15 protein-coding genes are annotated in these 18842 nt (G+C 42.9%); 4 read left to right on the top strand and 11 right to left on the bottom strand.

The genetic code is table 11. The features are described from left to right. Nucleotides 1-113: 113 nt before the first annotated feature. The 5 genes from V8G47_RS15905 to V8G47_RS15925 form a co-directional block, all read right to left on the bottom strand. Nucleotides 114-1682 carry a SagB family peptide dehydrogenase gene (locus V8G47_RS15905; RefSeq protein ID WP_336200981.1) on the bottom strand — a complete coding sequence of 523 codons (1569 nt, stop codon included), beginning with the start codon at nt 1680-1682 and terminating at the stop codon, nt 114-116. 20 nt (nt 1683-1702) lie between these two features. Further along, entirely contained in the window at nt 1703-3646 is a 1944-nt protein-coding gene (locus V8G47_RS15910; protein ID WP_336200982.1) for a TOMM precursor leader peptide-binding protein, read from the bottom strand. Beyond that, complete coding sequence (locus V8G47_RS15915; RefSeq protein ID WP_336200983.1) at nt 3646-5550, bottom strand: putative thiazole-containing bacteriocin maturation protein; 1905 nt, start codon at nt 5548-5550, stop codon at nt 3646-3648. Before V8G47_RS15915 ends, V8G47_RS15910 begins: the two co-directional genes overlap by 1 nt. A 137-nt stretch (nt 5551-5687) precedes the next feature. Beyond that, on the bottom strand, nt 5688-5948 hold the full coding sequence (locus tag V8G47_RS15920) for a heterocycloanthracin/sonorensin family bacteriocin (protein WP_079533623.1): 261 nt from the start codon (nt 5946-5948) through the stop codon (nt 5688-5690). Nucleotides 5949-6152: 204 nt separating this feature from the next. Beyond that, the gene (locus V8G47_RS15925; RefSeq protein ID WP_336200984.1) at nt 6153-7094 is read right to left on the bottom strand and encodes a DHH family phosphoesterase; all 942 of its coding nucleotides are present in this window, start codon (nt 7092-7094) and stop codon (nt 6153-6155) included. A gap of 95 nt (nt 7095-7189) precedes the next feature. Between V8G47_RS15925 and V8G47_RS15930 the strand changes: the two genes are divergently transcribed. Beyond that, a complete protein-coding gene (locus tag V8G47_RS15930; protein WP_061809474.1) occupies nt 7190-7495 on the top strand; it encodes a YtpI family protein in 306 nt (101 codons plus the stop codon). A gap of 47 nt (nt 7496-7542) precedes the next feature. Here the strand turns inward: V8G47_RS15930 and V8G47_RS15935 are convergent, their stop codons facing one another. Together V8G47_RS15935 and V8G47_RS15940 are read right to left on the bottom strand one after the other, a co-directional pair. Beyond that, nucleotides 7543-8862 (bottom strand): DRTGG domain-containing protein, encoded by a 1320-nt coding sequence (locus tag V8G47_RS15935; RefSeq protein WP_336200985.1) that lies wholly within the window; start codon nt 8860-8862, stop codon nt 7543-7545. 108 nt (nt 8863-8970) lie between these two features. After that, on the bottom strand, nt 8971-9213 hold the full coding sequence (locus V8G47_RS15940) for a hypothetical protein (protein ID WP_261750025.1): 243 nt from the start codon (nt 9211-9213) through the stop codon (nt 8971-8973). A 295-nt stretch (nt 9214-9508) separates the two neighbouring features. On the opposite strand from V8G47_RS15940, the gene V8G47_RS15945 reads away from it, so the two are divergent. Next, nucleotides 9509-9739 carry a DUF7660 family protein gene (locus tag V8G47_RS15945; RefSeq protein WP_336200986.1) on the top strand — a complete coding sequence of 77 codons (231 nt, stop codon included), beginning with the start codon at nt 9509-9511 and terminating at the stop codon, nt 9737-9739. 136 nt (nt 9740-9875) lie between these two features. Further along, nucleotides 9876-10340 (top strand): SMI1/KNR4 family protein, encoded by a 465-nt coding sequence (locus V8G47_RS15950; protein WP_336200987.1) that lies wholly within the window; start codon nt 9876-9878, stop codon nt 10338-10340. 221 nt (nt 10341-10561) lie between these two features. Here the strand turns inward: V8G47_RS15950 and V8G47_RS15955 are convergent, their stop codons facing one another. Then, on the bottom strand, nt 10562-11242 hold the full coding sequence (locus V8G47_RS15955; RefSeq protein WP_336200988.1) for a metal-dependent hydrolase: 681 nt from the start codon (nt 11240-11242) through the stop codon (nt 10562-10564). A 162-nt stretch (nt 11243-11404) separates the two neighbouring features. Beyond that, nucleotides 11405-12526 (bottom strand): alanine dehydrogenase, encoded by a 1122-nt coding sequence (ald, locus tag V8G47_RS15960; RefSeq protein WP_336200989.1) that lies wholly within the window; start codon nt 12524-12526, stop codon nt 11405-11407. Nucleotides 12527-12768: 242 nt separating this feature from the next. Between ald and V8G47_RS15965 the strand changes: the two genes are divergently transcribed. Beyond that, the gene (locus V8G47_RS15965; RefSeq protein WP_336200990.1) at nt 12769-14091 is read left to right on the top strand and encodes a purine-cytosine permease family protein; all 1323 of its coding nucleotides are present in this window, start codon (nt 12769-12771) and stop codon (nt 14089-14091) included. Between the two features lie 628 nt (nt 14092-14719). On the opposite strand, the gene V8G47_RS15970 is transcribed toward V8G47_RS15965, so the two are convergent. Both V8G47_RS15970 and V8G47_RS15975 read right to left on the bottom strand, forming a co-directional pair. Further along, nucleotides 14720-17260, bottom strand: coding sequence for a DEAD/DEAH box helicase (locus V8G47_RS15970; protein WP_336200991.1), 2541 nt, complete (start codon nt 17258-17260; stop codon nt 14720-14722). Further along, nucleotides 17257-18810: a Hachiman antiphage defense system protein HamA gene (locus tag V8G47_RS15975; RefSeq protein ID WP_336200992.1), complete on the bottom strand. Its 1554-nt coding sequence runs from the start codon at nt 18808-18810 to the stop codon at nt 17257-17259. The genes V8G47_RS15970 and V8G47_RS15975 overlap by 4 nt, the downstream gene beginning before the upstream one ends. Nucleotides 18811-18842 lie beyond the last annotated feature (32 nt).

Consider the following 18842-nt stretch of genomic DNA (forward strand, 5'->3'; position numbering starts at 1 on the left):
CATGCCGAGGTGTCGAATTTTCTTTATTCATGCGGAAGAAATGCGCCACGGTGACAGGCACCTCGACTCCAATTCAAAGAGTCAATGGACCTGTCCCTGTTGCTCCCTCATCCTCAACTCAACAAACTCCCCCTCATCCAAGCCTTCTCCCGATAAGGTCCAATAGGAATCTGAATCAAGGTCGTTAAGTTCTCAGAACCCAGCCTATAAATCCCATCCGTCACCCCTGTATCAAACCCAAGCAGCGGATGTCCACCAAACCCGGCGGCCGCCGAAGACAAGAGCAGGTGCTGTACGAGCATTCCCGCTTCCATCTGCATGATCCTGTAGCCTCTGTAGCCAAGGGAACCCTTGAAATAATCTTTGTTCCCAATGATATGCATGCACAGTGGCACCTGCAACAAATTAACGTTATCCAGTGACAGCCCCGATTGTAGCTGGAGACGATAATCCCCACTACCGATTTCCCTTAGTGAATGGCGGTCACTGTCATATGCGTACGCGCCATTTGAAATGCCTTCTACATTATACAAACAGCCATATATCGAAACACGGGGTGCTTCCCCGTCAAAAACGTTGTCTAGGTCACTTCGAAACGAGTAGGAATGTGCGGCCCTTTTCAACAAAGCCGCGAGCTGCTCCTGGCTGACCTTCCCCATGACAAAATCCATTTCCGGTGAATGGCGCTTTTGGCATGCTTCCACAAAATCATACGAGCCTGACTCGATTTCCGGGAGATGGATTTCTTTTTCTCCCGCTCTCATACCCGGTTGTTTCGCCACCTTTTGAAAATCACCGGTACTTTCGAGTTTAGAAGCTTCATTCACTTCCAGTAGCCTAGGAAACTCTCGAACCTTTTCAGACCTTTCATAGCTTGAAAGGGAAATAGCAGGCAGCTCCAGGCATAATTCTTCAGCGGTAACTTCCCGCTCCATCCCCCTGCTGCCCCAATTCGTTGCAGCAACCGAAAGCGGGATTACGGAATAGACGCTTTCCTCTTCCTCTGTGAGTCCGATCAAATGGTTGATCGGGGAATCGAGAAATTGAGCATACACCCCTGTCTCGAACCCGAACCGTTTGGATGTTTCCAAGAGCTGCCCCATCAGGACGCCGGCATCGAGCCCCTGCAGGCGGTAGGAGAAGTTATTGTATTTAAAGAAGTTTTTCCAGTATCTCACCGACACAAAGGCAGTGGCAAAACACGACGAGATGTCGGAGCGATTGCCGAGTGCCCGTTCTAAGTACGAATCAACATTCCCGTCCCGGAGCAGGACAAGTCGGTGGTGGGCGGCATCATAATGATAGATTCCTTGGGGCAAATCATCGAGTTTCAAATAAAGATAGAGTTCGTTCGGATACAGCGCCCCTCCTGATGGAGCAAACCGCCGATAGGAGTGGATGGGGTACGACTCCTCCCCGAAATCATCGGGCTGCTCCGACTGGCTTACCCCGGAGATGCCGTACACATACCATAGGAAATGACCGATTCTTTCTACATCCGGTTTCAACGGCGGCTGCTCCCCGTTGAGTGACAATGGAACCTCCAAAGACAAAGGGACGACCGGCAATCCCCGATACAGCTTATAAGGAAGGGGCGCATCCTCCCAGTCCACTTCCCAGTTTGGCTGATTGGCCCGGTTGATATCACATTGCAGATTGTGCAGAAATTCTTCCAGACTCATCCTCCTTACCTCCTCACACCTTAAGGAAACGGATGCGGTTTTTGATTGAGCTCATCAACTGTCAGTGGCCGGTCCCTATATCCCAGTTCCGCCGGGACGTTCAGGACCCTCTCCAGTCCTGTCAGACGGGTGAGATGATGCCCAAATGTCATGGGAAGCATGCCGGGAATCAGCACCTTCACGCAGTGTAGTCCGTTCTTTTTAAGTTCCGGTGCGGTTTGGTCCACGACGATGACATCAAGGTTCCGGCTTCGGAATCGTTCAAGGATATCCTTCAGATCATCCGTCAGATCCGCGTGACGGGAATTCCATTTGAATTCCTCCTGGAAACTTCTCAGAGGACGTTCTTGTAAAAAGCTAAAACGTTCTTCAGCCTGGGGCAATCCATACAGCATGCCATGATCATCCATCTGTCTCACGAGGGAATCATCGTACAGCATCTTTTCATAATTCGCCCTGTTCTTCTCCAACTTTCCATCCAGATTCAGCATCATCCCGGCAAGCTCCTGAATCGCACTTTTCGCCGCTCTTACAGGGTCCAGATGGGCACCTGCCGCAAGGATCAGATTCAATCCCGTATCCTTCCTGTTCTTGGCCATGGCAAAAACGCTTGGGATTCCGTGCTCCATGGTAGCGTTGTATAAATAGAGGTCATACCCTGCGACGGCCCGCATCCGTTCGATCATTAACTGCAGCTCCTCGTCTTCTGCAGTAAACGGATCGAGACGAGGCAGACCCAGTTCTGCATACCAGGTCATCAAAAAGGAATCCCGTTCGACAACCTCCATGATTCCGTAGAAAATCGCTTCCTCCCTGCTTCCCCCGAGGGCACAACCGTTGGATGTTTCATAGACAAAACCGGACGAACCGCAGCCCAGACTGTAGTAGGAAAGGAGCTCTGGGACGAGAATCGGCCGCTCTTCGATGAGGGAGTATCCCCACACCCAGTCGATCCTCCTGTCAGGATCGAATTTTTCAAATGGGAATCCCGGCATGGCGTACTGTTCGTCGGTGTGCACGCCGACCTCCAGAGGATTCAATGCATGTTCCTCCACGTTCCGGTAGCAGTCATGGACAACCGTCCGTTTACCCCTGGCCTCCAATCCGCAGTGACGCTCCAACCCTTCAAGGATTGCTGTCAGCTCGCTGTCTGAGTAAGCTTGAGTCCGTCCAGCCGTCCCTTCATCACCACCGGAGATCATCGGCATATTGACGCTCGCATCGGCAAATGGCGTCACCAGGTCATACATCTTGCTGTTAAAGAGTCCCGTCCTGTTATCAAGATAGTCGTTTACAAGAACTGATTTCAAATCATCCAAAGGAGTACATCGGAAACTGTCGGCTCGGATCTTCGGACTGGGCTTGAGGGTAACACGGGCTAGTTCAGCCGAATCATCCGGAACCTGACTGCAGCTCGGGCATAATGAGTCGGGAACGAAGGAGTGCCAGGAGCTATTCAATGTTTTCAATTCGGTCAAACATATCTTCCCTTGGGAACGTGGCTTTGCACCTTCCAGGACCCGGCAAGCTTCTGCAGCGATGATGTGAGCCATATGCGATAACCCGGTATTCGAAGCCCACGGATCCTTCGCCATCCCACCGATTTCAGCGAGTTTCCCCTGCACCTCCCTCATCTCATGCCGTTCCTTTCCACCAAGGAGACGTCTCAGATCGGCACATTGGGAACAACCCGGTGTGTCGGGCTGAACCAGTGGTCCGATGATCCCTTCTCCAAACGAGACCAAGCCTCTCAGCCATGGAACCCGAGTCCCCCTCATGACTTCTTCTGCCATTTGATGGACAGCCGGGTTCCAGGCATCATCCAACACCAGTACTAAATCTGTATTTGCCGGGAAGCTCGTTTCAACGGTCTTTTGCCTGAAAACGGGGTACCGTGCTGACATTTGCGCACAGACACGGTCCGAAAGCATTCCTTCCCCTACAATCACTACGAAAGAACTCATTAGGCTTCCTCCTCTCGCAGCAGCACACCAAATACGCCTTCCAGCTCCTGCCTGAATACAGGTTCCATATCAAGTTCATACACCGTTACCTGTTTCTGATTCAATTTCAAAGTGTGGAGAGCTTCTTTCAGATGATCAGGCTGAGTCCGATCTTCACCCTCCGGAATGACGATTCTCTGTACATTCTCTTTCTCAAAAGCGACGGCAACAGGATGTGCGTCGAATGCATCCGTATTGTTCTGGGCTTGGAAGAGCACTTGCTGCAGAGAGTTCCTTAGCGCCATGGTGATCGTGAAGCCGGTATTCCCATACCAGCCATTTCTTCCACGGACATAGACAACCGGAAATCCATGCAAATCCTCCCCTAACCCCATGTCAGGTTCCTTTTGCATCGTCGTCAGTGCCTTTAGATAAAAACGGCATGTTTCATCCTCAACTGCTTCTAATTCAAGACCGGAAATGGTAGTGTTTTGACCCAATTCTCTTTTTCTCAAATCATCCGTCAAACACTTCTCTAAACCGCGGCCAACGCATTCTGCGAACGTCGCCCCTGTACAGAATGCCATGAATTCCCCTGTATCATGAGGGACCACCATACTCCCCAATCTTGAAGAATACCTCTCTATTCCTCTTAACCCTGCTTCGCGACGTGCCTCGGCATGGGTCAAAGCACTGCAGACCACCTCATCTAGCAGTACTGCTGGACCATCCGACCGGCCATCAACAGGCTGGACACGGCATTGAGCCAACGGAAGCTGCTTCGTATCCCCTTCCTCCCATACGTGAAAAATCCCCGTCTCTTTTGACGTCAGCAGACTGAAGAAATACAGCAGTTTTTCTGGATCAGACCTTTCTCCCCCCTGTTCAAGTCTGGTTTCAAGATTCAGAATCGGTTCAGCTCCAATGTTGGTTTCCAGGGGATGAGGTAAAAAGGAATGCCAGCTTCCTTCCAGTGTTTCGGTATCCAGCAGAAAGAGCCGGTTTCTCTGGTCAGGCTTTGTCACTCCTGTCATCTCTTTGAATAGTTCAAATGTAATCATGTTCGCCATCATTGCTCCAGGTACTGCCGACTCAGCATGAAATTCCCCTTCTTTTTGCAAGGCAGTCCCGTGGAGACGCCTCCAGGCAGATTCCCACCCCGCCTCGGAATCAGGATGGACGATTGGTCCAGCGATACATGTCTGCTTGTGACAAATCGCCGGAATTAAGAGCTTTTGATCTGCCCTGCAAATGGCATGAAGCAGGTCGAGTTCCTCGAGGTTTTCGTTTTGCGTCACATATAAAATCGAATCGTAAGATCTTATCGTCTCCCGCCATCCGGATTCACTGAATCCCACTTCATGAAGCTCTACCTCTGGATCGGTTTTACGGGCATGGTCCACAAGTTCCCTCAGCCTTCGTCTATTCGTAGGTACCTCATCAGTCACGAGCACCTGCAGCTTCGCCAATCCGGATTCAATGAGTGATGAAACCAATGAAGTCAGAAGGGGACCAGACCCCGCTGCCAGGACATTGCTATGACGATAGGATTCAAACCGTGAAGCACCTGAGTCTGCCAAACTATCGACGAACTCAATCTGTGATGCGAATTTTTCCATTGCGTGTCGGGGCAAATTGTGTGGCAGGTCCCTGCTTACGTCCCGGACAAATCCATTCTTAAGCAACACCTCTGCTATTTCCATGACCCTGTTTCGATAAGGATCAGGCAGTCCGTTCGTCAACTCCTCAAGGGAGTACTCCCCATTGAACATCGGCAATAGCTTTTCCACCCACTGATCAATGCCGCTTCCCTCCATCCGGAAAGAGCATAGGTTATTCCTGAAATACACGCCGCTGTCCCGCTCAGGGAGATAAAACGTATCCCTCTTCACTTTTAAACGCATAGAAGGGTTCAATTTTCCCATAGCAATCCTCCTAACCCCCGCTTATCTCATTTATATTTTGGCTGTCATTATTAGCGTATGAATTTCAATTTGTCCCTTATGTATAAAATAAAGATCCCTGCACACTCACAGGGATCCATTTGAAACCGATATTCTTCTTAACGACCGCAGCGTCCACATCTGCCGCAACCGCCACAGCGTCCACATCCCCCACATCTGCCGCAGCCTCCGCAACGGAAACACCCGCCACACCCGAAGCAGCTAAAGAAGCATGCAAAACCAAAGCCGAAACAGCCTCCAAATCCAAGGAAAAGTCGTTCGTCATTCGGGTCATACATATTCTGATCCCAGGATACGGGCTGTGTTGCCTGGAAATCACCTACATTCAAATTCTGAAGTTCATTATAAAAATTATTCATATCCTCATTACCTCCCAAAAAAAGTACCATAAGGCTTTCTTATCGATCGACATGGAGTTTCTATTAGGCAAAAGCACGATAAATGTGAATCATCCTCAATAATTTATGTTCGCTCGCTGGGTGTTGTGACTGGTGAAGAAGCCTAGATTGGGAATGAGTATTTTTGCACAAAAAAAGCCGGCGTCAGCCGACTCTTCGTAAAACTTATTGGTGATTACTGCACACTTCCTGTAAATCCTTCATCACTTCTTCTTTCTCTTCCCATGAATAAATCGATGCGCCAGCCGCAAGGGGATGACCTCCACCGTTGTACTTTTTGGCGATTGTGTTGATGACAGGACCCTTCGAGCGAAGGCGAACCCTGATTTGATCATGTTCTTCAATAAAGAAGACCCATGCTTTCATGCCTTTTACATTACCCAACGTACTGACAAGAAGGGATGCCTCAGATGGTACGACGGCGTGTTCTTCAAGGATATCCTTCGTCATGACCATCATGCCGCAGCCATCCCCATCCATCTCGAAGTTTTGCAGGACATATCCGTTGAGCTTCGTAACGTTGGAATCAACTTCATACATTTTATTGAATAATTCATTCCGGTCAAAATCATAGCGGATCAATTCACCCGCGATGTCAAACGTCTTCTGGGTCGTGCTTGGATACAGGAATCTGCCCGTATCGCCGACAATCCCTGCGAACAATAGTCGTGCCCCTGCATCAGGAAGGGTCAATCCTTTGTCTTTTCCGAACTGGTAAAATTCATAGATCATTTCACTGACGGAGCTCGCTGTTGTATCAATCCAGAGGTGATCCCCGTATGCATCTTCGTTTGGATGGTGATCGATTTTCACAAGCAGATCGCCGAGTTTGTAGCGACGGTCACAGATTCGTTCTTCGTTGGCCGTATCGCATACGATGATCAGGGCTCCTTCGAATACGGAATCTTCGATAACATCGAGACGCTTTAAGTAATGGAGCGTTTCCTCTTCTTTCCCGACGGCATAAATATTTTTCTCAGGGAAAGAGGCTTTCAGCATTTCCACGAGTCCTCCCTGGGATCCGTATGCATCCGGGTCTGGACGGACATGTCTATGTACAATGATCGTTTCGTATTGTTTGATGAGGTTCAGAATTTGTTCTTTCATGGGAATCTCCTTTGTAGTGGAATTTATATTTGGCATTCTGCTCCGTTATCTGTAAAATAGTAGCGAGAGATGTCAACGATGGAGGACAAAAAACTATGTATTTTCTCGCATTACTGATTGTCGTTACGTTCACGTTCTATGTCTTTTATAAAATAAGACAAGTGAGAACGAGACGACCGATGGAAAAGAAATGGTTATCGGCGAAAGCAAGCATTGCCCTTGGGCTGTTCGTTGCCCTGTTCGGGATCAATCAGCTGTTTTTATTCCCTGGCACACTGACGTATGTCATCGGCACGCTGTTCATCCTTTTAGGACTTGGTAGCTGCTGGGCTGGATATAAGATGTACAAGCACGTGCTTCCTTTTGCACAGAGAGAAGCGAAGGAACTGGATAACCAATAAAGTACTGTAAAAGACTAGATGCCCATCTAGTCTTTTTGTTTTACCGATTAATGCCGGTCAATCAACTGACAAATCATCAGGGATTTCCCCATGAGCACGCCTTCGTTATATACTTCTACATCCACTTTACCAAATTTTCTCCCTACGTCGAGTACCTTTGGATAGATTTCGAGTATGCTTTCCATTTGGACAGGCTTGATAAAGTAAATAGTCATGTTTTCGATGACGAGGTCGCCTTTTTTGTACGGCTTCAGTGCACGGTTGGCGGCTTCAGTCATTAAGGTGGTGAAGACACCATAGGAAAGCGTCCCGATCCCCGTTATCATCTGCGGTGTAACGGCAAATTGGTAGATTTCTTTGTTGTCTTTCTTCTCCCCTACTACTTCAACTGCGTTTGAGATGAGGTCGTCGATCGTTTCCCCCACCTGCGGCTGACGCTGGATCATTTGCAGGGCTTTCAAGACGTCCTGACGGCTGATGATCCCCTGCAGCTTGTTCTGTTCATTGACGACAGGAAGTAATTCGATCCCTTCCCAAATCATGATGTGGGCGGCGGAGGCGACGCTAGTATTCGGGCTGACGGTGATCGGCTGCTTCGTCATGATCTTATCAATGCCCGCATACTTTTCCTGACCCATGACGTCTTTTGACGTCACCATACCATGGACTTTCAAGTTTCGGTCCACGACTGGAAAACGGCTGTGGAATGTGTACTGATTCTTTTCGTACCACTCTTCCAACGTGTCATCGAGGTGCAAGTAAATCGTATCGTCCACTTTCGTTAAAATGTCTTCCACTAACACAATCTCTTTCTTGATAAGCTGATCGTAAATCGCACGGTTAATCATGGTGGCGACGGTAAAGGTGTCATAGGAAGTCGATATGATCGGGAGTTCGAGTTCATCCGCGAGCTTCTTGACGTCTTCGTCTGCATCAAATCCCCCGGTGATCAGGACGGCTGCTCCCGCACGCAGGGCATGTTCCTGCGCCTGGGTCCGGTTCCCGATGATCAAAAGGTTCCCGGCTTCCGTGTATCTCATCATGGCTTCAAGCTTCATGGCTCCAATGACAAACTTGTTGAGCATCTTATGCAGGCCGGATCGTCCACCGAGTACTTGACCATCGATGATGTTGACCACTTCTGCGTAAGTGAGCTTCTCGATATTTTCTTTCTTCTTTTGTTCGATACGGATTGTTCCGACCCGTTCGATTGTGCTCACGTAGCCTTTCGTTTCGGCATCCTTGATCGCCCGATATGCCGTTCCTTCGCTGACGGTCAGTGCTTTTGCGATCTGGCGGACGGAGATCTTTTCTCCGACAGGCAGGGTATCTATGTACTCCAGTATTTGTTCGTGTTTTGTAGCCAAGCTTTTCACCCTTCTTTATAACGTCCTACTTTATATGTTTATTATAATGTGAAAAGCGCGGTGTTTCAATTTAATCGGGGCTTTGAGTGATACAAGCCCCGTTTTTCTTTAGCCAAATGATCGTGATTTCACCTTCCGAACAGGCTTCGATTTCAACTTCTTACCCTTGCCTGTTCCTTTCGGTGTATAAAGCAGAGCTGCCAGGTTTCCGGCTAGGACACAGGTGGCGAGGATGAGCCAGCCGATGGCGAAGTACCCTTGTAGGCCTTCTGCAAAAATAGACATACGTGGGGCTCCGTAGTAGATGAGTGCCCCTGTGATGAGTAAACAGAGTATATAACGTTGTTTCAAACATTTCCCTCCTCTCTAGGCTTGTATCATGTATATGCGAGTGGGTGGAGGATGTTGTGTGAACATGTGAAAAAGGGTGATGCAATTTGCAACTAAAAAGTTCAGTTTTGTGGAGGAACATTTTAATGCATGAGCACTACTTTTTAGCACTTTAAATTAAATGGTTGTTTAGTTGATGCATGAAGGATTTTTAACATTATGTGGTAATATAAATTTAAAGATTACGAATCTTCATTTCTTCAATAAGCGGGCAGAATAATTCAATAGGTGTATAGTGAAATGAGGTAAGTTAAAAATGAAATTTGATGAAATTGAAACTAAAGTTAAGTCTAAAGGAGATTTATTACAATTCATAAAATTATTGAAGGTGGACTATTTAGAAAATAAACAGGAGTGGGAAAATACAAGTGTAGATACCTTCCTAGATGCGATGGAAGCTTGGGCAATTGATACTGATTTACTCACAGAAGAAGCTAAATGGTGTGCTTTTGCGAGAATATTATATGCAGGAAGTAGGTATGATTAATCGATAATTGATTACTCAATTAATGGAGGCGTTTACAGAACAAGCAGCAGCCCCTTTGTTCAAGTAAAGGGCAGTTTAGTTGGATAAGGATTGGTGTTAAAATAAGTTAAAAATGGATTGGTATGGAGGAGAGTAAATGTCAATAAATAAAGCAGTAGAAATTATAGAAGCTAACCAAGAAGAAGCTGATTTTATTGGTGAAATCGATGAACAAACAATAATTGATGCAGAAAATAAATTAAAGGTGAAATTTCCTAAAAGTTATAGGTTGTTTTTAAAGAAATATGGTTTGGGAGATATTTTTGGACAAGAAATTTATGGTCTAGGAACAGATGAAACAGGAATTCCTAATATGATTTGGATTACCAAAGAATTAAGAGAAACAGATAGTTTGCCTAATAATCTAATTTGCTTTTATTTCGCTGATGATGGCGAGTATTTCTGCCTGGATTGTTCCAAAGTACAAAGTAATAATGATGACAATGCACCCGTTGTTTCCTTTATCAGTGGACTTCCGATAAAGGAACAATCATTTGAAATAATTGCAGAGAATTTTGGAGTCTTTTTAGCAGAGTTATTGAATAATTCTCTAGAAGATTAACTGCTGAGTTCTACATAGCTTTATTCAAAGGGGCTTTGCTTCAACAGGGAAGCAAGGCATTTTCTTATTCAAGTAACGGGGGCTTTAATTGAATAAGACCAATAACAAAAGCTTGGGATTGCCCAAGCTTTTGTTATATCAGAAACATATGTCATACAAGGTGAAATCTTATTGTTCTCATCACAGTATTTGAGCTACTTAATTTTCACCGCTCTAATATGTTAAAATTCGATAACATCTCCAGCCTTCATAACCTGTCCCTCAGAATCCTCAAGCATCTCGACGAATTTATGCGGATCCTGCTTAATCGGCGGGAATGTATCATAATGAATCGGCACGACTTTCTTCGCTTTTAAGAAGCTTGCTGCCGTTGCTGCATCCTCAGGTCCCATCGTGAAATTGTCGCCGATTGGCAGGAAGGCAAGGTCGATCGGATGACGCTCCCCGATCAGTTTCATATCAGAGAATAACCCTGTATCCCCTGCATGGAAAATCGTCTTCCCTTCAATCATTAAGAGAACGCCTGCTGGCATACCCATATAGATGATTTCATTTCCGTCTGTGATGAGACCTGATCCGTGGAATGCCTGAGTCAGTTTCACTTTACCAAAGTCGAACTCATATGCTCCCCCAACATGCATCGGATGAGTTCTCACCAGTTGCCAGCTTAGGTAGGTTGCCAGTTCATGGTTGGCGATAACCAATGAATCGTTTTTCTTCGCGAGCTCGACAGTATCACCTACGTGATCATTGTGACCGTGTGTCAGGATGATGACATCGGGCTTTTCGTCATCCACTTTAAGATCCGTCAGTTCATTCCCGTTGATGAATGGATCGATTAGAATTGTTTTGCCATTTGTTTCGATTTTCACTACTGAATGTCCATGATATGAAATCTTCATAATTTCTCTCCTCCAAATAAACTTATCTATTTTTCTTACTCTCGTATGCTACTTTATGTTATACCCGAATTTCACAAAAATAAAAGTGAGTTTGATCATTGGTGAAGAATTCAGCACATAAAAAAGCCGACTGAACATTCCCATTCAGTCGGCTTCTCGTTGTTATTGTTGTTGCTCTAATTGAGTTCTAGTATCTGAATAATCTACAGCATGTGCTTCAGCAACAGCCTGGTAAGTAACATATCCGTTCAATGTGTTAATACCTTTTAATAAAGCTTCGTTGTCTAGGCACGCTTTTTTGTAGCCTTTGTTTGCAATTTGAACCGCGTAAGGCACGGTTACGTTTGTTAATGCGATGGTAGACGTACGTGGTACGGCACCAGGCATGTTAGCAACGGCATAGTGTACAACGCCGTGCTTCACGTATGTTGGATCGTCATGCGTTGTGATGCGGTCTGTTGTTTCGAAGATTCCGCCTTGGTCGATGGCGATATCGACAACAACTGAACCAGGTGTCATCGCTTTGATCATCTCTTCTGTTACTAATTTAGGTGCTTTCGCTCCTGGAATCAGTACAGCTCCGATGACTAGATCCGCTTCTTTGACAGCTTGTTCGATATTTAACGGGTTCGACATAAGCGTTGTAACGTCGCTACCGAAGATATCATCCAGCTGACGAAGGCGATCCGGGTTAAGGTCAAGGATCGTTACGTTGGCACCAAGTCCGACAGCCATTTTGGCGGCATTCGTACCGGCCACTCCTCCACCGATGATCGTTACTTTACTGCGGCGAACCCCAGGGACACCTGAAAGTAATACACCTTTACCACCGTGGATCTTCTCTAAGAACTGGGCACCGATTTGAGTCGCCATACGTCCAGCCACTTCACTCATCGGAGTCAGTAATGGAAGGGCACGATTCAGTTCAACCGTTTCGTACGCGATTCCGACTACTTTATTATCAATTAACGCTTTCGTTAATTCCGGCTCTGGAGCAAGATGTAAATATGTAAATAAGATAAGCCCCTCGCGGAAATAAGAGTACTCACTTGGAAGTGGCTCTTTTACCTTCATGACCATATCCATGGACCATGCTTCCGCTGCAGAATCAACGATGTGTCCACCTGCTGCTTTGTAATCTTCATCTGTAAATCCTGAACCCATTCCCGCTCCAGCTTCAATGTAAACCTCATGTCCGAATTGAACAAGGTTCACAACACCAGCCGGCGTCATGGCCACACGATTTTCGTTGTTTTTAATTTCCGTTGGTACACCAATACGCATACTAAGCCAACCTCCTAAATGCACTATTGCTCCTTGGAGCATTCACTTCCTAAATATAACACTATTCATATATAATAGCGAAGGGCAATTACTCACCCTGTAAGCACTTACATTCTAACAAATAAATAAGGAAATATCTCTATTTTTCTTTAAAAAAATAAATGATTATTTCTTCGCTTTTTTTCAAAAATTCTTTAAAATAGAAACCATGCATCCTAGTATACCCAAAGGAGACTTTTTTTATGAAACAACCCATGATCGAACGGCTCGGACTCGAAAAGGTCCCGCCTGAGTTAAAATCAACCACATGGATCGAATACTTCATCATACAGATCGCCTTCTCCGTGAACGCAGGGAACTTCCTCATCCCGGCTCTCGCCGTCCTGGAAGGCGGACTATCCTTCCAGGCAGCATTCATCGCCACCGTACTCGGAGCAAGCGTCGCCTTCCTATTCGTATCATTCCTGTCTCTACCGGGCTCCCGCTACGGCCTGCCCGCTCAATACGTCCTAAGATCCATCATTGGAACCCGGCTGTCGATGCTCATCGCATCCCCCATCCGGTCCCTGACGTCCCTCTACTGGTTCAGCGTCCAAACCATCGGAGGAACCTTCGTCATCATCTCCATGGTGGAAAAAGTCACACCGTACACCATACCATTCATCCCGGTCGCCATCGGACTCGCCATCATCATGACCCTTCTGGCCCTCATCGGCTTCGAAGCCGTCAAAAAAGCGACCAAACTGTTCATCCCGATCCTCGTGATCGGCCAGGGAATCATCCTCTACCTGTTCCTAACAAAAGGAGCCGATTCCCTCCCAACACTCACACAAGACCAGGAACCCTTCTCCATCGGAACGTTCCTATTCTACTCAAGCCTCGTCTTCGTCCAATACATCTCAGGCGTCAGTGCATCCTCCGACATCACCCGCTACAGCAAAAGCGATCGCCACGGATTCTGGGGACTGTATGGAGGAAACGTCGTCGGGTTCATGATGACCGCACTCCTTGGGGGATTGAGTGCGAGCTTGTTCAAGGATCTGAATCCATTCGTCGCAGCGGGTCAGCTTACTGACTCAAGCCTGCTTTTAATGGTGATTACGGCTTGTGCTATGGTGTCGATGATTTCGATTAATCTGAGTAATGCGTATACGGGGGGATATAGTTTGCTTAATGCACTGCCGTCCTTATCGCGGATTCAGAGTGCCCTGTTGTTCAGTATCGCCGGAATTATATTAAGTTCGTTTCCGCAGTTGGTTTATAATGCGCAGGAGTATATTTCTTATTTGGGGATCCTGATTATTCCGATATCGGCTATTGTGGTGGCTGATTATTTGGTTATTCGGAAAGGGAGGATTTCTGAGAGTGCGCTTGTTAGGTTGGCGAGTGGGGAGTCGAATTTTAATCGTGAGGCGTTGTACGTTTTAATGATTGGGATGGTGTTTTATTTGGTGATTCCGGATTCGTTTTCGCCGGGGTTTAGTTGTTTTATCATGACTTCTGTTATATATGTGTTTAGTAAAAAAAGAAGTAGGATGGGAGAACATGGCCATATACTTGGATAAGGAAAAAGAGCGAACTTATATGTTAGATTCACTCTTTCTTGTTCAATAAAATCCAAGAAGTGGATATCGTAAATTACCTTGTCCGTCCACTAAAAATATTGCATCATTAATTCAATATTATGTTTGTCATAATGTTGAATTAATATCTCAAATTAGCTACACATAATGATAATTATATCAACTCGTTTTAAATTGAATCACTAAAATATTTATGAAACAGTTCTAGTAAATTCAATGTTTACTTTGTCTTATTATCATTTTGTGAGGTTAAAAAATCATGTAGCATTATTTCTTCAAGAGCTTGTTTGACAGATTTTCAATAGGTTAATCGCTTTACGAGATTTTCTTTATGGTTATAAGTTATCTCTTCCACATTTCGTAAATTAGCCTGATCTCTTCGTTGCCAGAGAAAATATATTAAATCCTTAAACCTCCCATAGCTTCCTAGTCCCTCTAAATAAGGGGAATTAGGTTATTTTAATATTGTGTTTTAACCTCCTTTTTCCCCTAATTTTTCATATTTCGTGACCACTTGGCGACCCACAAGCAGAGGATTTATAGAACTTAAAGGGATCGAGAGTTCCACAAGACTGTATAGTATATTTTTTGTTTTATTAAGTATATATTACTATAATATTTCTTGAACAAAATTAATTTGCTTCCTTAAATAACTTGGCATCTCTATAGTATTTATATCCGTTCTCTTTAACCAATCGATATAAAACTTTGGTTCTTCGGAGTGTGTTGGAAGAAAATTTTCAGCTAATTTAATAGCAGCCTCTCTTGGTAATCCAAGTGACATAAATTCTAACGCTGCAACTGAGCTGGCACCGAACTCTAAATATGAAGAAAATTTAATAACCTTTTCAGCTTCTTCCTTCTTCCCAATTGTTTCTAGAAATTCTATTATTACTTGAGTATAAATTTGAGTGTATTTGACCATCTTATAACGGATTTTGTCGTTTAAAAAGTTTATATTGTTTTTTACGTAACTAGTTAGTTTCTTTCCTGTATATCGAGTAGATCCTTTTTTATAGAAGATAATTTGGGAAAGAGATTCACCAGTTGCCCACCTATAGCCTGTTATTGCTATTTTTTTCACCTCATCTTCTGACCATTCTCTGTCAGTCAAAAAATATTTATTAATCAATTTAATAATCTTTTTAAATCTCACATAGCCCCTATCGTAAAGGTGAAAAGGACGAATTGGAAGTAGGTCTTTATAATTTTCTTGATTTTCCATTAAGAAAATCCAAAAATCATTTAATCTATCGGGAACTACCCCAGGGAGACTTGTTAATAAAGTTTTGGGGGGTAAAAATTCATTTATTATCTTGTCACTTACTGTATCAATTTCAACGAAATCCTCTGCGTTATCATCGTTCTTATAAGGAGAATCAATCATTTTTTTACCAAGAAGGTTATTTCTTACTACTAATGAAACCAGTTGTTCATTATAATCATCAACCCCTGATGGTTTAGCTCTGTCACTAATAAACTCTTTAAATTTCTGAGCTTCGTTTGTTAACCGATATTCTGAAGAAGGAGTAATTGAAAATTGCCTTTCACCTTCCAGGGGGTTTTCCTCCCAAGTATCTGGATTAATACAAATAATATTACCGGAAAAATCATTCCCCATTCTCCCTGCTCTTCCTGCCAAATTCCAAAAATTAAGTTTATCCATGGGGTTATTTTGCCCCTTTTCTGGCTTGTAAATAAAAATATTTTTGGCTGGCATATTCAATCCCTCAAGAAGTGTAGATGTGCAACAAACTATTTTAATTGCCCCTCCTTTAAATAAGTCTTCAATTCCCGACCTTATTATAGGCGGCAGTGATCCAAAATGAAATGCAATTCCACACCTTATAAAGCTGGCTAATTCATAATTCTCCGATATATATTCTTCGATAAAATCAGCAAATTCTTCTAGCCTTTCATCATTTAAATTAGGAAACTCTCCACTCATAACTAAATTCCTTGCAACATCGGAGGATAACATTGGTTCATTTGAATAAATAATTGAACTTCGTTGATTCCAGAGCTTTATAGCAACGTTTGCTAGAATACTAGCTCTAGAGGTTCCTTTAATTCCATAATTGATCCTATTTAACTCTACTTCCTCATCAGCAATTTTGGTAAAAACCTTAAGAAATTTCGAAGTTTGCTTCACTTCTATTACGTTTTGACTTACTAATGGAAATTGGTTTTTTTCTTGTTGCCCCTCTACATTAAATGTAGATAACATTTTTTCTGGGTTGCTAACCAGAGGGCTAGAAAATAAGACCTTAACTTCCGGATATAAATCTCTTACATAATTAATTGCTCTTTCTAATAGAACACCTCTCCCACCACTCTGTATGTTATGAGCTTCATCTGCAATTACCAGATCTATTTTTATCCGTTTTGTCTCAGGTTTACTACAAAGTTGATAAAGTCTTTCTTGTGTAAGAACTAATATACTCGATTTTTTAGGTTGCTTTAGCAATACGTCTACTTCAGATGAACACCCTATATATATATCTTTCAGACCAAACTCCCGAATATCGTCTGTAAAATCGTTCATTACTTGTTTAATTAAAGCCCTTGTGGGCACTATGTATACGACGACAGAACTCATATTCTTCTTATAAAGGAAGTCCAGTACATACTTCAACAAAATAAAAGATTTCCCTGCAGAGGTTGGTGCAGATAAACTTATAGCATTATTTTCATTAATTAAATCAAAAATTTTATATTGAAAGTTACTTAACAAATATTTTTGGTTAACTATCTCTTTTTCATTAAAACTTTCAAATAGATACTCTTCAAAAGCTGAAATACCTTTTAATAATTTTTTATAAGCTTGTATGTCAGTTATTTCCTCAAGCAATTTAATTGCAGGGTAATTACCTAGTTTTCTGAGGACTAAAAAAGAGTTTAAGTAAATACCTTTCGATTTCATAACTTGCGGTAGAGATACTGCAATGTCCAGTGCCATTAATTTATCAGTATTATTCCTTGAAGATGCCAAGGTATTTGCAACCTCAGCAAGATTTCTAAGCTCAGGTAAAGTTAGTTGGTCAACTCCAATTGAAAATAATTCTTGTTGAAGGACTATTTTTTTTAATTTCTTTATTAATTTATTTAAACGTTCTCTATCTATGGAGTTAACTATCTCATTGGAAATCATCTGTAACTCCCCTCCTCGGTTAATTCATCCAAAATAATTCTTTCAAAATCCTTAATCGTATTAAAGGGGAGAATAAACCAATTAACCTTTACATGCTTAAATTCAGTTTCTTGTGTAAGTTTTTCACAGATATATTCTTCATTTTCTAAGCACTCTTTAACGTATTGAGCCTCAATAAACTTTTCGATAGCTCTTTTATTTAACTTTTTACTTTCTATTTCCTTTATTGTCTTAGAATCGTATCCACCAAAAACATTTAACTCAATTGTTACATTATCCCAATCCCGCGTATGTGATAAATCAAAGCCTGTTAATAGCTGCCTTATTGGTGATTCTCCTATTTGTTCATAAAAATAATCATCAACAACATAAACATCATCTTGAACATTCAATAACCGTTTTAGTACTTCCATTGAATTATTTATTCCTGTTTTAAAGTCATTCTCCAGAAGACCATTTCCTAAGTAGAGTATTAGCTTTTGTTCTGAACTGACTCCAATGTGTGCTTCGTTATAAATGTTGTCCTCTTCATCTTTAATACTTAGCCGTCTAACAGCCTTAGGAGCTCCTATTACCCCTTCCAAAATCATCCACAAAAGTATTGATCCAAATTCGTTACTTTCTTTTAAAACCTCAATTACCTGGTTCGTCCTTTTCATCAATTGGAACATTTCTTTATTTGTATCACTATTCCTGCTCTTATGGATTTCCTCTAAAGTGAAAGCGTAATCTATAATAGAACTAGCGAGATAATCTGATAAGTGTTTTACCTTTGCTAATCCGTTATCATCGTAGTTCACATGGTATGAGTTTATCGATATATTCACTTCCGAATTTCGTGAATTATATTCGACTTTTTTAAACAAGTCTTCGCATTTTATCTTTTGTCTATTTAACCTTTTATTAACAAGATTAGATTTTGGTCCAAAGTTATTACCAGTTGTTATTCCATTATCGGTTAAAAATTGGACGAACTTATTAATGCTTATTGACTTAATCGGTGTCCTAAGTAAGCTATATTCTTCATAGACAACTACTCCCTTAATCACACCATCAATTATAAGAGGCGCACCTGAAAGACCCTTCAAGCCATAATCCCATTCATCTTTAATATATGGACTGGTTAAGTGCAGATCATAAATGCTTCCTAAATTTGAGATTTGGTAAATTGATCCTTTTAAATAGCAGAATTCACTTCCCTCATCAGAAACACTCCAATTAATTGGATAACCAACACTCTCCCAATCATCAGACGACTCAACCTCTTGATTACTTATATCTAAATAGATAGTAACATGGGTGCATGGTTGATCTAACTCTAGTATTGCAATATCAAAATTACTATTATAATTTTTCACCTTTGCTCTAACTTGATTATTCTCAAAATTAGTTTCAACAAAGAATTGAAGAGTAACGCCCGTGTTTTCCTCTATATTTTTATCAACAGCATGTTTAGCAGTTAATGCTATACTATCGCTTATTAAAAAAGCAGTAGCTTCCTCGTCAGCATACAATTTCGCAGAAATTTCATAAAGATTTCTATTAGTCATGAATATCACTCCCTTTAATTAAGCAGGTATCA

Source organism: Rossellomorea sp. LJF3, assembly GCF_037046045.1.
Classification (GTDB): Bacteria; Bacillota; Bacilli; order Bacillales; family Bacillaceae_B; genus Rossellomorea.

Bases quoted from the DNA above. Each gene is read 5' to 3' on its own strand.
- V8G47_RS15905 (WP_336200981.1), bottom strand. From the start codon at position 1,682: ATGAGTCTGGAAGAATTTCTGCACAATCTGCAATGTGATATCAACCGG.
- V8G47_RS15910 (WP_336200982.1), bottom strand. From the start codon at position 3,646: ATGAGTTCTTTCGTAGTGATTGTAGGGGAAGGAATGCTTTCGGACCGT.
- V8G47_RS15915 (WP_336200983.1), bottom strand. From the start codon at position 5,550: ATGGGAAAATTGAACCCTTCTATGCGTTTAAAAGTGAAGAGGGATACG.
- V8G47_RS15920 (WP_079533623.1), bottom strand. From the start codon at position 5,948: ATGAATAATTTTTATAATGAACTTCAGAATTTGAATGTAGGTGATTTC.
- V8G47_RS15925 (WP_336200984.1), bottom strand. From the start codon at position 7,094: ATGAAAGAACAAATTCTGAACCTCATCAAACAATACGAAACGATCATT.
- V8G47_RS15930 (WP_061809474.1), top strand. From the start codon at position 7,190: ATGTATTTTCTCGCATTACTGATTGTCGTTACGTTCACGTTCTATGTC.
- V8G47_RS15945 (WP_336200986.1), top strand. From the start codon at position 9,509: ATGAAATTTGATGAAATTGAAACTAAAGTTAAGTCTAAAGGAGATTTA.
- V8G47_RS15950 (WP_336200987.1), top strand. From the start codon at position 9,876: ATGTCAATAAATAAAGCAGTAGAAATTATAGAAGCTAACCAAGAAGAA.
- V8G47_RS15955 (WP_336200988.1), bottom strand. From the start codon at position 11,242: ATGAAGATTTCATATCATGGACATTCAGTAGTGAAAATCGAAACAAAT.
- ald (WP_336200989.1), bottom strand. From the start codon at position 12,526: ATGCGTATTGGTGTACCAACGGAAATTAAAAACAACGAAAATCGTGTG.
- V8G47_RS15965 (WP_336200990.1), top strand. From the start codon at position 12,769: ATGAAACAACCCATGATCGAACGGCTCGGACTCGAAAAGGTCCCGCCT.
- V8G47_RS15970 (WP_336200991.1), bottom strand. From the start codon at position 17,260: ATGATTTCCAATGAGATAGTTAACTCCATAGATAGAGAACGTTTAAAT.
- V8G47_RS15975 (WP_336200992.1), bottom strand. From the start codon at position 18,810: ATGACTAATAGAAATCTTTATGAAATTTCTGCGAAATTGTATGCTGAC.